Below are 13,866 nucleotides of genomic sequence, written 5' to 3' on the forward strand. Positions count from 1 at the left end.
TATAGACCAGTTAGGCGCGATGTAAAGACCAGCCGATGACGATCACGTGACCGGTTACTGCCAGTGGCGGCTACCCGACAGCGTGCGCCGCCCGGTACGCCGTCGGCGCGAGACCGGTCTGCCGGCGGAAGTGTTGGCGCAGGTTGGCGGAGGTGCCGAAGCCGGCCGCGCGGGCGATCTCGGCGACGTCCAGGGCGGTGGTCTCCAGCAGCGCGCGGGCGTGGTCGATGCGTTCGTGGTGCAGCCAGCGCAGCGGCGTGGTGCCGGTCTCGGCGAGGAAGCGGCGGTGGAAGGTGCTCGGGCTCATCGCGGCCCGGCCGGCCAGCTCGGCGACGGTGAGCGGGCGGTCGAGGTGCGCCGTCGCCCACTCCATCGCGCCGGCCAGCGTCGCCTCGCCGGGCCGTGGCACCGGCCGCTCGATGAACTGCTGCTGGCCACCCTCGCGGTGCGCCGGGAACACCAGCCGGCGGCTCACGGCACTGGCGACGGCGGCGCCGTGGTCGGACCGGATGATGTGCAGGCCGAGGTCCATCGCCGCCGCGCTGCCGGCCGCCGTCAGCACCTGGCCGTCGTCGACGAACAGCACGTTCGGCCGCAGGTCGACGGCCGGGTAGCGGCGGCGGAACCGGTCGGCCCAGCGCCAGTGAGTGGTGACGGTGTGCCCGTCGAGCAGGCCGGCCTCGGCCAGCGTGAACGCGCCGGTGCAGAAGCTCACCAGGCGCGCGCCCCGGTGCTGGGCCGCGCGCAGCGCCTCGTGCACGTCGGCGCCGAAGCCACGCTCGGGGTCGGGCCGGTTCGGCGCGATCACGGTGTCGGCCGCCGCGACGTCGTCCAGCGTGCCGGGGCAGCGCATGGTGAACAGGCCCTCGCGGACGTCCAGCTCGCCGGCGGCCGAGCAGACCACGAAGTCGTACCAGCCGACGTCCAGCTCGGGTCGGCTGATGCCGAACAGCTCCATGCCGACCGCCATCTCCAGCGGGTTGGCGCCAGGCCCGACGAGCAGTGCGACGCGGTGCGAGAATCCTTGCGGCATATGCCATTCCTACTACTCGCCGGGCGCCGCCGCAGCAGCCAGGCTGGTGTCATGACCACATCCGCACCTGTCAGCCTCGACGCCGCCCTCGCCTCGTTCGACGACCTGTGGAGCCCGCGCATCGTCACGCGGGTCAACGACTACGACGTCCGCATCGCCAAGGTGGCCGGCGAGTTCGTCTGGCACGCGCACGACGACACCGACGAGTTCTTCCTGGTCCTGGACGGCGAGCTGACCATCGCGCTGCGCCTTCCCGCCGACGGCGGCCGCGAGTCCGCGGTGACCCTGCGCCGCGGCGACGTGTTCGTCGTCCCGCGCGGCACCGAGCACCGCCCGTCGTCGGCCGACGGCGCGTCGATCCTCATGTTCGAACCGACCGGCACCGTCAACACCGGCGACCACGAGGGCGACGTGCCGGAGCACATCACCCGCACGACCGGGAGCGCGCTGGCGGGCTAGGACACGAGCGGCTCACCCCAGCGGTCGAGGTAGCTGAGCTCCTCGACCGGCTGGCGGGTGCCGGGCTTGAAGTCGCGCGTCGTGGTGTAGGCGACGGGGAGCAGCCCGACCTGGGTGACGTCGTCGGGGATGCCGAGGATGCGGGCCGCCTCGGCCTCCTTGACCAGGTGGTACGACGTGAGGGTGGAGCCGAGGCCGCGGGAGCGCAGCGCCAGCTGGAAGCTCCACACCGCCGGGAAGATGCCGCCGTAGAAGACGGAGTCGGCGGCGTTGGTGCCGTGCGGCCGCCCCTGCACGCACGGGATGACGAACACCGGCACCCGCTCGATGACGTCCACGAGGTACTGGCCGGACTCGAGGATGCGCTTCATCGGCTGCTCGTCGGCCGCGGCGCCGGCGGCCTCGCGGCGGCGGCGCATGTACGCGGAGCCGATCTCGCGGAAGATGGCGCCCAGCTGGTGACGCAGCTCCTGGTCGCGCACCACCAGCCAGCGCCAGCTCTGCGCCGCGCCCGGGGTGGGCGCCTGCACGGCGAGGCGCAGGCACTCGGTGATGACCTCGGGCTCGACCTCGCGGTCGAGGTCGAGCTTGCGCCGCACCGCGCGCGTGGTGCTGAGCAGATGGTCGGTGACGGCGGTGTCCATGTGCATCTCGATCCCTCCAACACTCTCTACGGTTGGACGTCTCGGTCCGGGATCGTGGCCAGAAACTCCTCGATCGCACCGACCGCGCGCCGTTCCAGGCCGGCTTCCTCGTCCGGATCGGTGGCGAGGAAGCGGGCGTAGCTACGGGGGCCGATGGCCTCGACATCGGCGAACGCCGTCCGAAGATCGTCAAGCGCAGCTCCGGTCTCGGGTGCGTCGAACGCCGGCCTCTCGGCGAAGGCCGTCGCGGCCGCGCTGGGGCCGCCCGGCCAGCTCTCGATTAGCCAGACGATGTCGTACGCGTCCTTCTGCTTGTCACGCCCGAGCAGGGCTTGCGTCTTCGCCACGACGAAGGCGACAGGGCCGGTGCAGCGAAGGTCGATCGGGACCCGGCCCTTCCCGTCGGGCAGCACGACGTCCCGCCGGAGAAGCTCGACGTCCTCGGTCAAGATTCCGCCGGCGGCCAGCGACAGCGCGGAGAGGGTGCCACCGAGATTCTGCTTCCCGACGGGATTCTCGGCGGACTTCGGTCGCCAGATCCTTCCGGCCGGCCGATCGGGTCCGGCTGGGCAGAAGAACTCGACGATCATCGGGACATCGCCGCGGCGCACCCAGCGGAAGGACGCCTCACCCGCCACGAAGCCCATCCGCCTGAGGATGGTCTCGATTCGCTCGTAAGTCCCCGTGTCGCCGTCGACGAGTGCGAGGCTCAGGCAGAGGTCGACATCGGCGGTGCCGATGTGCGGTTCAATCCCGGGATCAAGCACCGGCACAAGCAGGCTTGGCACCAGTCCGCCGATGAGCACGAGGTGCTGTGCGGCGAAACCGGTCGCGCGAACGATGTCCGCTGCCTGAGCGAGGACGAGATCGGCTGACGCCGGGTCGTACTGCGTGCGGTGACGGCCGTCGGGCTCAGTCAAGGGCCTGCTCCTTGAACAGTTCGGCAGCGTCGGCGGTGCGGCCACCCTGTCGCACCATGTCCAACCAGATGCGCACCCTCGGGGCGACGTGCACTCGGCCGGCGTCCTCACTGCGGTAGGTGCCCAGCTCGCCGGAGTCGGTCCAGAGCTCAAGATTCATACCTCGCCCGGCCTCGTCCGCGTCGAGCGGTTCCAGGCCGAGAACCGCCAAGGTCTGCGCAGCGCCACCTGGGCTGACCCTGACCTGGAGCACCCGAGGACTGGTGAGCACGGCGTGCCCGAGCGCAACGGCGCCACTGGTCGCGGTGAGCGCGTACGTCACCTCCGCCTCTGAAGCTCGCGCGACGAAACGTTCGATGAGGTCGTCGAACGTACGCGCGTACAGGTAGCCGGCAGCTGCTTCCGGTCGTCGGCGGCCCCGTTCGACACCAGCGAGCCACTCGAGTGTCTCGTCGCGATCCCGGAGGTACCTGCGCATCTTGGGGCCGACGCCCTGAACCCGGACCAGGTGGTTTCGCTCCATGATCTTCAGCACGTTGTGGGCCTGACCGGTGGACAACGCCGCCTCTTTGGCCAGAACGGAGACACTCCACGGCGCTCCGGGGGCCGACAGCATGGTCTGCACGCCCCGGATGCTGGCCACCCCGAGCCCGGGCTCCGTCACCCGGTACGAGCGGGTGACCTTCCGGGTTCCGTGATCGACGTGGAAGTAGAGGCCGGGCCAACTGAGGTGGACTGCCCCCCGTGCGTCGCACCAGGAGAGACCGGCCTGCTCGATGCCGTCCCGCTCAGAGTCACTGAGACTCGCGGCAACGACCAGGCCGACCGTTCCCGGCTTCGGCCGAAGCTCCTGGAGCTCGAGCCCATTCGGCGTTCGTGGCGGTCGCGCCAGGATGGTGAGGCGGCGTTCGTCGCCATTCAGTTCGATTCGCTCGTAGTTTCCGGTGGTCACAACGAACTCAGGAATGCTCGCCAGAGCCGCCCAATAGAGCGGGGGCGACTCCGACGGGAGCTGTACCTTACCCCTCACCCAGTCGCACCCTTCACCGAGGAGTGAATGCTGTGCCCGAATGAATGGTAGCCCTGGCGGCTGAGCCGGACAAGTCGCTCCTCAAGCGCGCTACGGGCGCCGAAGCCTAGGCCGGAAAGCGTCGGCCGGCACAGCGCTAGATCCGGCCGTCGGCTGAGGCACCGTCGTCGCCCGGTCTCGTCGCGTGCCCGCCGGTGGCGTACTCGACCAGGCGGCACAGCGTGTTGATGCCCTGCACCTGGTCGAGGCTGCGGACCGGGGCGCTCAGCAGCGCCGGGCTGCCGACCAGCACGGCCAGCGACCGAGCCCGCGACACCGCGACGTTGAGGCGGTTGCGGTTGGCGACGAAGTCGACGCCGCGAGGGGCGTCGGCGGCCGAGGACGTGGTGAGGGAGACGATGACGACCGGGGCCTCCTGGCCCTGGAACTTGTCGACGGTGCCGACGCGGGCCCGGCCGTCGAGGGCGCCGAGCAGCTGGCCGACCTGCGCGTTGTAGGGCGCGACCACCAGGAGGTCGTCGGGGCCGAGCGGACGGGTGGAGCCGTCGGCAGCCGTCCAGTGGCGGCCGGTCAGCGACGCGACGAGGTCGGACACCACGGCCACCTCGGCGTCGCTGCGCACGGAGCAGCCGGCGTGCTCGACCGGCACCCAGCGCACCCCGGCGCCGGCCAGCTCGCCGGACCCGCCGACCAGCTGCGCGGACAGCCCCGCCCGCGGCACCAGCAGGGAGTCGTAGGACAGCTCGGACACCGGCGCGCACACGGCGGGATGCATGCGCCACGTGGTGTCGAGGAACAGGCCGCGCTCGGGCGGGACGGTGTCGTGCTCGCCCAGCACGTGGTCGAGCGCGGAGACGCCGGCGCCGTCGGGGTGGTTGCCCTTGGCCGGCTGCGGCAGCTGGCGGGGATCGCCGAGCAGGATGACGGAGCCGGCGGCGGCCCCCGCGGCGACGGTGTTGGCCAGCGAGAACTGCCCCGCTTCGTCGACCACCAGCACGTCGACGTGGATGTCGGGGCGGGCGAACAGCCAGCCGGTGCCGGCGACGAGGTTGACGGTACCCGCCGCGACCGCCGCCTCGACGTCGTCGTTGGAGTTCGTGACGGTGACCGCCGGATGCCGGCTGGCGTTGCCGTCGTCGGCCTTCTGGACGGCCCGGACCAGCCCCGAGCCATCGGCGGCCAGCACGGCGTCGAGCAGGTGCGTGATGACCCGGTGGCTCAGCGCGGTGATGCCGACCGTCTTTCCTGCCCGCAGCAGTTCGACGACGGCGTGCGAGCCGGCGTAGGTCTTGCCCGCGCCGGGCGGCCCCTGCACCGGCAGCGCGCCGTGGAGCGCCGGCGCGACCCGGCGCAGCGCGTCGGACCCGGACTCGCCGTCCAGCCGCAGCGGCACCCCGCCGGCCAGCCTCGGCGCCGCGCCGGCCAGGAGGTCGCGCACGCCGCGGAACGGCCCGTCGCCCGCGAAACCGTGCGCCGCGACCCAGCCGCCGACCCGGACCAGCGCCTTCTCCTGCACACCGGCCGGGATGGGCCCGACGTTCAGCACGCCGGTGGGGTGCGGGTGCTCGTTGGCCAGCGCACGCTTGAGGTCGACGTGGCCGTGTTCGAGGTCGAGCCCGACGACGACGCTCGACCGGCCCTCCTGCCCGGCGTGCTCGACCCGTTCGCCGACCCGGACCCGGCAGTCCTGCACCGGGATGGAGTAGCGCCACACGCCGGAGCGCCGCTCGGTGCGCAGCAGCACGGGGTCGGCCAGCCCGCCCAGCGGCGAGACGTCGTCGACCAGTTCGCTGGACGTGAGCCGCCGCAGCCGGAAGTACTCCCACCACTCCGCCCGCGCCTCGCGCCGGTGCCATTCGAGCAGCCCGGCCAGCAGCGCCCGAGCCCGCTGGTCGGGGGTGCGCGCGTCGGGGTCGGCGGGGACGTCGTGGAGCAGCCGCTGCTCGACCGCGACCAGCTCGGGGTCGCGTTCCTTCAGGTAGTCGGCTTGGTCGTCGGCGTCGTCGGGACGGGGGACGACCAGCCCCGCGGCCAGCGCTTCGTCGCGGCGCTCTTCCAGCCAGTCGCGCAACTGCCGGGTGCTGACGCAGTCGTCGCGGTTGTAGGACTCGATGTCGTCGAGGATGCGTTGGTCGCGCTCGGCCAGCCAGCGCTCGTACTCGACGATGCTGGACCCGGCGTCCTTGACGGCGGCGCCGGCCCGGCCGTCGGGTGAGTAGAACCGCTCGAGCGCCTTGATGGAGTAGGACTCGGTGCCGATGAGCAGGCCCTGCTTGACGACGGCGTAGAGGTCGACCAGCCGCTCGCCCCGCAGCAGCGCGTCGACGTCGTCGACCCGGGTGCCGTAGCGCTGCGACAGACGCTTGAGCACGTTGGGCTCGTACGGCGCGTAGTGGTAGACGTGCATGCCCGGCCGCTGCCGCCAGGCGGCCATGAGGTGGTCGACGACGTGCTCGAACGCGCGCCGTTCGGCGGGTGGGTCGTGCGCCCACCAGGAGGTGAACCCGTCGCGGGTGTCGGACACGCCCCACAGGTATTCCAGGCCGTGGTCGCCGAAGAACGGGTCGCCCTCGAGGTCGAGGAAGAGGTCGCCGTCGTCGGGCGCGGGCAGCAGGGCCAGTCCGCGGCGCACCTCGACCGGCGTGATGAGCTCGTACGGCGGCAGCTCCCGCGTGCGCGCGCCGACCTGCAGCCGGGCCTGGGTGGACAGCTTGCGCCTGGCGCCGGGGCCGACCCGCGTGACGGCGTCGAGCTCGGCCGGCGGCACCGCGGCCAGCTGCTCGACCGTGGTGATGCCGGCCGAGCGCAGGACGTCGCGCTGGTCGCGGCGCAGGAACGGCACCAGCACGAGGTCGTCGTCGGCCTGCCACCGCTGCGCGCACGGCTCTTTCCACGGGCAGATGGCGCAGTGGCCGACCCGGATGGGGTAGGTGGGCGGCGGCTCGGCCAGCCACTGCCCGTACCGGCGCATGGCGTGGCGCGCGTAGGCGGCGACGTCGACGTATGGGACGGCGACCTGCTGGCGGTCGCCGAGGATGACGGTGAGCGTCTGGGGCGGCACGCCCTGCAGTTCTGCCAGCCGCTGGGCGTAGACGGCCATCTGCAGCAGCGCGGCCGCCTTGACGTGCCGCGCCAGTTTCGTGTCGGCGATGTCGTAGGACCAGGGGCCCAGATCCGACGGCCGCGAGTCGTTGCGGACGAGGAAGTCGGCGTGGCCGCGCCACCGGCCGTCGAAGAAGGTGGCCTGGAAGATGCGGTCGGCGCCGTCCTTCATGGCCGCGAGCGTGCGGTCCTCGGCGTCGGCCGGGCCGGTGCCGCGCGGGATCTCGACCACCCGGTGCGCCGCCGTCATCTCGGCCAGCACGGCGGCCTCGTGTTCGTCGCCGCGGCGGCGGACGACATCGGCGCCGGGGTCGGCGCCGGACGGCCGCGGCCGCTGCCCGAGCGCCACCTCGAGGTTCAGCGTGGTGAGGTGGGCGCACTCCAGGTGGCCCACGAGGTCGGTGGGGCTCAGGACCAGCCGGCCGTCGGTGACGTACATGGCGCACCTCCTCTCTTCCGGGTCCAAGCCTGCCGTATGCCTCCGACAGAATCGGGGCGCGACATCACCCGGCGAGCGAACGCACGATCAGAGTGACGGCCGACAGCGTGCACACGGCCATGACCGCCAGCCGCAGCCGTCCGCCGTCGACGAACCTCCGCAGCGCCGACGCTGCCGCGAACCCCGCCACCAGCGGCGGCGTCAGCCACAGCGCCGGTAGCGTCTGCGTCATCCCCAGCTCCCCGACGACGGTCAGCGCCACCAGCGAGAAGCCGGCGCCGATCAGGAAGTACACCGCGAGCGTCGAGCGCACCCTGGGCCCCAGCTCGCTCTGGTAGACCAGCGCCAGCGGCGGCCCGCCGATGGACGTCGCCGTCCCGGAGATGCCCGACACCGTGCCGGCCGCGACCAGCACGCCGCGCCGCATGGGCAGCCGGATCGTCCGCACGGTCAGTGCCACCGCGAGCAGGATCACCAGCCCGACGGCCACGCTCAGCACCCGCGGCGAGCTGACGGAGACGATCCAGGCGCCCAGCGCGGTGGCGGGCACCCGACCGAGGAACGCCCAGCGCAGACCCCACCAGTCGACGTGCGACCACTCCCTCGCCAGCGTGAGCACCGGCAGCAGCAGCGAGAGCCAGAGCAGGGTGCCGGGCACCAGCTCCGGCGCGAGCAGCGCCGCGACCGGCGCGGCCAGCAGGCCCAGCCCGAGCCCGATCGCGCCCTGGACGGCGGCGCCGAGGAACACGGCGACCGCGAGCACGATCATCACGTCAACGGGCGGCATCATGGCCCCCGTGACCGACACCTCGAGCCTGGACGGCCTGCGCGAGCGGCTGCGGCGCTTCGCCGCCGACCGTCAGTGGGAGCCGTTCCACACCCCGAAGAACCTCGCGATGGCGCTGGCCGGCGAGGCCGGCGAGCTGCTGGCCGAGTTCCAGTGGCTGACGCCGGAGGAGTCCGCGGCCGTCGTGACGGCGGACCCGGAGGCGGCCGCGCGGATCCGCTCCGAGCTGGCCGACGTCACCAACTACCTCGTGCACCTGGCGATGGCGCTGGACGTCGACCTGGTCGCGAACGCCCACCACAAGCTGGACGAGGTGGAGCTGCGCTACCCGCCCGGCCCCTGACGGCCCGGCCTGGAACGATATTCCGGGTGGGGACGACGCCCGCGGGGGCATCATGGAGGCATGCCCACCTTCCCGGTGCTCGTCCACGAGTGGCAGTTCGCCTGCTGCGGCGAGCCGTTCGCCGTCGGCGACCTCGTGCACTGGCGGCTGTCCCTCACCGAGGACGGCGCCTCGCCGGCCGAGGCGGTCGTGACGGTCGACGTCGTGACCGGCGAGCGGGTCGGAAGCGACGAGCACGGCGACGACGGCACCCTCCTCACCGTCCAGGGCGGACCCGCGGCCGGGGTGACGGCGTTCGGCCCGCCGCGGCCGGCCGGCGCGGCCGTCAGCCTGACCGGCACGTTCGCCGAGGACCACCACGAACTCGTCCCCGAGTCCGTCCCGCTCACCACGGGCCGCATCACGCGGGTGCGCGAAGCCGTGGTCGAGTACGTGCGCCGCGACGACGCGCTGGTCCCGGACCCGTCCACGTGGGAACTGCGCGACGTGCGCGGGTTCGCCGACCGCACCCACGGCACGGACAAACCCCCGCTGTTCCTGGTCGACCTCCAGAACGCCGGCGTGTGACGTCACCCGCGGCGAGCCCGGTCCGCCTCGACGGCCGCGGCGACGATCGCGACGTGCGCCCGCACGAGGTCGCGGCACTCGGCCGGGGTGGCGTTGCTCGGTGACGTGATCTTCACGCCGACGAGGTCAGGCGCGCCCGCCGCCGCCAGCCAGGCCGCCACCTCGTCGGTGGTGAGCAGGCTGGCCGCGGCGTCGGCGGCGACCGGGGCGTCGGACCAGCCGCGGATCGGCAGGTGCAGGTCGGCCCAGGCCGCGCCGTCGAGGGTGGCGGCGTCGGAGACGCCGGAGAACACCAGCCCGCCGAGCCGTCCCCGCGCCACGACGGCGGCGAGGTGCTCGCGCGGGCCGTCGACGCTGCGGGTCTCGATGGCCGAACGGGCCCAGTTCAGCACGACGCCCATGCCGCGCTCGTCGGCGACGTCCAGCTCGTCGGCCAGCGACAGGAACCCCTTCGACGGCGCGTACGTGTCGCTGTGCGCGTCGGAGTGCTCGATCGTCAGCCGCACACCGCCCCAGTCCCAGCTCAGCGCCTCGTCGAGCGAGGACCGGAACGCGTCGGCGGACGTGTGCGGGTGCCGCGGCGCCGGGTGCAGCTCGACCGCGGTGAACCGCCCGCCCGGCCCTTCGCCGGCCGCGACGACGAACTCGTAGGCGCGGCGCAACTGCTCCAGTGCCTGCTTGCGGCCATCGTCGTCGGACGACGCGAGCCCCTGCGCCGGCGACCCGCCCAGCGCCATCATCGTGGCCGGGATCATCGTCAGCACGTGCTCGCTCGCCGGGTCCGTCGCGTGCAGGTAGGCGGTGTCGTTCCAGGGCGAGCCGTTGCCCAGGAACGGCACCTCCAGCCCGTCGACCGCCGGCACCGCCAGCACGTCGTCGACGAAGCTCCGGAACGGGGTGCCTGCCTCGAGGCCACGGGGGGCCGCCGCGTACGCACCGACGATGAAGGGCATGCCGATCTCCTCGCTGGCTGTGAACCGAGTCGGGTCGCGTTCAGCGTAGGTCGGGCCGACATGGAACGATATGCCGGGTCGGCATCCGGTCACGTGAGGTCGACGACCACCTTGCCGATGTGCTCGTCGCGCTCGATGATCAGGTGGCCGTCACCGGTCCGCTCCATCGGCACGGTCGCGTGGACGAGCGGGCGGATACTGGTGCGGCCCATGAGGCCGACGACGTCGACGAAGTCGTTCCAGCCGCCGAACGGCGCGCCCAGGATCTGCCGGTGTGCCTGGTAGAGCTCGCGGATGCTGAGGTCGGGCCGGTCGCCGCCCGTCGCTCCGCAGATCACCAGGCGCCCGCCCGTGGCCAGCGACCGGATGGCGTCGGGCCACGTCGGCGCGCCCACGGCGTCGGCGACCATGTCGACGCCCTCGCCGCCGGTCCGCTCGCGCACCTCTGCCGACCAGCCCGGGACGCTGCTGTCGACCACCTCGTGGACGTACGGGAGCCCGCCGAGGTAGCGGGCCTTGTCCGGACTGCGGGTGGCGGCCCAGACCTCGGCGCCGGCCCACGCCGCGAGCTGCATGGCGGCGGTCGAGACGCCGCCGCTGGCGCCGACCACGAGCAGCCGCTCGCCCATGCGCAGCCGGCCGGTCGTCATGAGCATGGTCCAGGCGGTGGTGAACGTGGTGGGGACCGCGGCCGCCTCCGTCAGCGTCAGGCCGGCCGGCACCCGGAGCAGGCTCGTCGGATCGAGGGCGACCAGCTCGCGCTGCACGCCCCACACGTCCTCGCCGAGGATCGCGTACCGCGGGCACCTGCTGGTCTCGCCGCGGCGGCAGAACCGGCAGGACCCGCACGACAGGCCGGAGAACACCATGACCTCGTCGCCGGGCGAGAGGTCCGTGCGTGCCGCCGGGCCCACCGCGACCACGGTGCCGGCGCCCTCGGCGCCCATGACGTGCGGCAGCGCCCGTGGCTGCCGCACGCCCGGCCCGGTGAGCCCCTGGCGGACGAACACGTCGAGCCGGTTCAGCCCGGACGCCGCCATGCGCACGACCACCTGGTGCGGGCCGGGCTCCGGCTCGGCGACGTCGCGGACGGCGAGCACCTCGGGCCCGCCGTAGCGGTCGAGGACGACGGCACGCATCGGCGCTCAGACCCAGATCTCACCGAGTGCACGCATGATGTTGCCGCCCGTGACCGCGATGATGTCCTCGTCGCTGTAGCCGTGCTTCACCAGCCAGCCGACGATGTTGTGGAAGCACTCCGTCGGGTTCTCCAGGCCGTCGACGTAGGGCATCTTCGGGTAGGACGGTCCCTTGTGCGCGTCGTGCACGCCGAGGTTCGACGCGAAGACGTCGTGCAGCGTGACGTGGTCGCCGTACAGGGTGTCGGGGCCGAAGGCGACGTGCTCGATGCCGACCAGCTCGGCGCAGTACTCGAAGTGCTCCATGACCGACTCGATGGAGTGCTCGAGGTGCGCCTGCGTCAGGGTGGTGTGCGGCGCCGCCTCGATGCCGATGACGCCGCCGGTCTCGGCGCAGCCGCGGATGACCTCGTCGGGCTTCATGCGCGGCGTCGGCCACAGGGCACGCGCGCCCGCGTGGGTGATCAGCACCGGCTTGGTCGATGCCGCGAAGGTGTCCATGCAGGTGCGGTCGCCGGAGTGGGAGACGTCGATGGCGATGCCGAGCTTGTTCATGCGCTCCACGGCCCGGTGGCCGAACACCGTCAGGCCGCCGTCGCCGGCCTCCTTGAGACCGGACCCGAGCGTGTTCGCCTCGGAGTAGGCGATGCCCATCTGGCGCACGCCCAGGCCGTACAGCAGGTCGACGCGGTCGACCTCGTTCTCGATGGGGGTGGCCGCCTCGAGACACAGGACGATGGCCAGTTGGTCGTTCTCGTGCGCGGAGCGGATGTCGTCGAGGCCGAGGGCGATGGTGACGTAGTCCTGGTGCGCGATGTCGGACGTGCGCATGCCGATGTCGTAGACGATGTCGTCGAACTTCCAGCCCGACTTGCTGGTGACGCAGGCCGTGCCGTCCATCATGTTGTCGAAGACGGCCGTCATGCCCGACTGCGACAGGCCGAGGTAGCCGGTGCGCTCGCGGCCGGTGCGGATGTAGCTGCGCACCTCGTTCATGTCGGCGGGGAAGACCTGCGGGTGGTCGTGCAGGCTGATGATGATGTTGTCCTGGACGAGGCGGCGGGTGCGCTCCTCCTGCTCGTCGTCGAGCCCGAGCTCGTAGGCCGGCACCCGGCCGAGCTCCGGCGCCAGCGCGAACGCCTCGTAGTCGCGGCCCTCCTCGAGATAGGAGAAGGATGTGTAGCCGGTGTAGCGGCCGGACCGGTAGGGCGTGGCCGGCTTGACGGTGTCGGTCATGCGGTTACCTCATCTTGTCTCTCCCGCCCCTGGCCGCAGGGGTCAGCGCGGCACGTACGGAGCGATATCGGGAAGCACGGTCGAGCTGGTCAGGAACCCCCGCTTGGCGATCTGCAGCTCCTGGCCCATCTCGACCCGGCGGATGCCGGGCAGCGAACCCAGCACCTCGGTGTTGAAGCGGTAGAGGTCGTCGAGGTCGCGCAGCACGAGTTCGCAGGCGAGGTCGCTGTAGCCCGCCGTGGCGGACAGGTAGCGCACCTCGGGATGCCGGGCGAGCTCGGCCGCGACCTCTTCCAGCCGGGCGTAGTCGACGCCCAGCCAGAGGAACATCTCGGTCTGGAAGCCCATGGCCTGCGGGTCGACGAAGGTGGCGAACCAGAGCGCGCCGCTCGAGGTCAGGACGTCGAGGCGGCGGCGAGCGGCGGCCTCGCCGATGCCGACGCGGGCGGCCACCTCGGACATCGACGTGCGGCCGTCGGCGGCGAGGATCTGCACCATCTGCAGGTCGGTGGCGTCGAGCGTCACCCGCCCGCCGCCGGGCGCCGCGGGCCGCTCGAGGAGTGCGGCGCGGTCGCCGAGGAGACCACGGCTCCAGTCGTAGGACGTCTTGAAGTTGCGCACGACGGTCTCGGTGCTGGTGTGGGTGATGCCCGGTATCGACCGGAGCTGGTCGACCAGCACGTCGGCGAGGTGCGCCCGGGACCCGACGACGACCTCGAGCACGAGGTCGTGGGATCCGGTCAGCAGGGCCAGGAACCGCACGTCGGAGCGCATGGCCAGCACGCCGGCGACGGCCGTCGTGGCGCCGACGGCGCACTCGACCTGCATGAGCACCGGCGTGCCGAGGCCGCACCGCGCGGGGTCGGGCACCGCCGAGACGCACACGACGCGGTTGGCGAGCAGCCGGTTGGCGCGGCGCGACACCGTCGACTCGGAGGCGCCGGCCACGGCCGCGATCTGCTGCCAGGTCGCCCGTCCGTTCAGCTGCAGGCACGCGATGATCGCCCGGTCGAGGTCGTCGAGCCGGCCGCTCCCTGATGACCAAGAAGGCAGCCGACCGGGCAGCCAGGCGGGCGAATCATTCGACATGCCGCTCATGGTGGCAAAGACTCCTCGGCCGATCAAGCCTTCACGCACAGAATTCTGCTCTAGGCGCTCTTCAACGGAGCCAATCGCCCACCAGCCCTTGTCAGATCGACGGAAACTTGCAAAGC

Annotated in this window: 13 protein-coding genes; 3 read left to right on the forward strand and 10 right to left on the reverse strand. The window is 72.3% G+C overall.

Annotation, left to right across the window (positions count from 1 at the left end; translation table 11 throughout):
* Positions 1 to 70: 70 nt before the first annotated feature.
* The gene (locus BLU82_RS28420) at positions 71 to 1,033 is read right to left on the reverse strand and encodes a helix-turn-helix domain-containing protein (RefSeq protein ID WP_092624263.1); all 963 of its coding nucleotides are present in this window, start codon (positions 1,031 to 1,033) and stop codon (positions 71 to 73) included.
* A gap of 51 nt (positions 1,034 to 1,084) precedes the next feature.
* Here BLU82_RS28420 and BLU82_RS28425 point away from each other — a divergent pair, with 51 nt between their 5' ends.
* Positions 1,085 to 1,492 carry a cupin domain-containing protein gene (locus BLU82_RS28425; protein WP_092624264.1) on the forward strand — a complete coding sequence of 136 codons (408 nt, stop codon included), beginning with the start codon at positions 1,085 to 1,087 and terminating at the stop codon, positions 1,490 to 1,492.
* On the opposite strand, the gene BLU82_RS28430 is transcribed toward BLU82_RS28425, so the two are convergent.
* The 5 genes from BLU82_RS28430 to BLU82_RS28450 form a co-directional block, all read right to left on the reverse strand.
* Positions 1,489 to 2,136: a nitroreductase family protein gene (locus tag BLU82_RS28430; protein ID WP_092624265.1), complete on the reverse strand. Its 648-nt coding sequence runs from the start codon at positions 2,134 to 2,136 to the stop codon at positions 1,489 to 1,491. The two genes, BLU82_RS28425 and BLU82_RS28430, sit on opposite strands and share 4 nt — an antisense overlap.
* Before the next feature lie 26 nt (positions 2,137 to 2,162).
* A complete protein-coding gene (locus tag BLU82_RS28435) occupies positions 2,163 to 3,056 on the reverse strand; it encodes a nucleotidyl transferase AbiEii/AbiGii toxin family protein (protein ID WP_092624266.1) in 894 nt (297 codons plus the stop codon).
* Complete coding sequence (locus BLU82_RS28440) at positions 3,049 to 4,008, reverse strand: hypothetical protein (RefSeq protein ID WP_157741308.1); 960 nt, start codon at positions 4,006 to 4,008, stop codon at positions 3,049 to 3,051. Before BLU82_RS28440 ends, BLU82_RS28435 begins: the two co-directional genes overlap by 8 nt.
* A 214-nt stretch (positions 4,009 to 4,222) precedes the next feature.
* Positions 4,223 to 7,627: a TM0106 family RecB-like putative nuclease gene (locus BLU82_RS28445; RefSeq protein WP_092624268.1), complete on the reverse strand. Its 3,405-nt coding sequence runs from the start codon at positions 7,625 to 7,627 to the stop codon at positions 4,223 to 4,225.
* A gap of 64 nt (positions 7,628 to 7,691) precedes the next feature.
* Entirely contained in the window at positions 7,692 to 8,396 is a 705-nt protein-coding gene (locus BLU82_RS28450) for a sulfite exporter TauE/SafE family protein (protein WP_197682533.1), read from the reverse strand.
* Positions 8,397 to 8,415: 19 nt separating this feature from the next.
* Here BLU82_RS28450 and BLU82_RS28455 point away from each other — a divergent pair, with 19 nt between their 5' ends.
* Together BLU82_RS28455 and BLU82_RS28460 are read left to right on the forward strand one after the other, a co-directional pair.
* On the forward strand, positions 8,416 to 8,757 hold the full coding sequence (locus BLU82_RS28455) for a nucleotide pyrophosphohydrolase (RefSeq protein ID WP_092624270.1): 342 nt from the start codon (positions 8,416 to 8,418) through the stop codon (positions 8,755 to 8,757).
* A 60-nt stretch (positions 8,758 to 8,817) separates the two neighbouring features.
* Positions 8,818 to 9,324 carry a DUF6578 domain-containing protein gene (locus BLU82_RS28460; RefSeq protein ID WP_092624271.1) on the forward strand — a complete coding sequence of 169 codons (507 nt, stop codon included), beginning with the start codon at positions 8,818 to 8,820 and terminating at the stop codon, positions 9,322 to 9,324.
* 2 nt (positions 9,325 to 9,326) lie between these two features.
* On the opposite strand, the gene BLU82_RS28465 is transcribed toward BLU82_RS28460, so the two are convergent.
* From BLU82_RS28465 to BLU82_RS28480, 4 genes are all read right to left on the reverse strand, one after another.
* Positions 9,327 to 10,277 (reverse strand): DUF4862 family protein, encoded by a 951-nt coding sequence (locus BLU82_RS28465; protein WP_092624272.1) that lies wholly within the window; start codon positions 10,275 to 10,277, stop codon positions 9,327 to 9,329.
* Positions 10,278 to 10,366: 89 nt separating this feature from the next.
* Positions 10,367 to 11,416 (reverse strand): zinc-binding dehydrogenase, encoded by a 1,050-nt coding sequence (locus tag BLU82_RS28470; protein WP_092624273.1) that lies wholly within the window; start codon positions 11,414 to 11,416, stop codon positions 10,367 to 10,369.
* Between the two features lie 6 nt (positions 11,417 to 11,422).
* The gene (locus BLU82_RS28475) at positions 11,423 to 12,652 is read right to left on the reverse strand and encodes a dipeptidase (protein WP_092624274.1); all 1,230 of its coding nucleotides are present in this window, start codon (positions 12,650 to 12,652) and stop codon (positions 11,423 to 11,425) included.
* A gap of 42 nt (positions 12,653 to 12,694) precedes the next feature.
* Positions 12,695 to 13,741, reverse strand: coding sequence for an Lrp/AsnC family transcriptional regulator (locus BLU82_RS28480; RefSeq protein ID WP_172885720.1), 1,047 nt, complete (start codon positions 13,739 to 13,741; stop codon positions 12,695 to 12,697).
* Between the last annotated feature and the right edge of the window lie 125 nt (positions 13,742 to 13,866).

Source organism: Jiangella sp. DSM 45060 (assembly GCF_900105175.1).
GTDB lineage: Bacteria > Actinomycetota > Actinomycetes > Jiangellales > Jiangellaceae > Jiangella.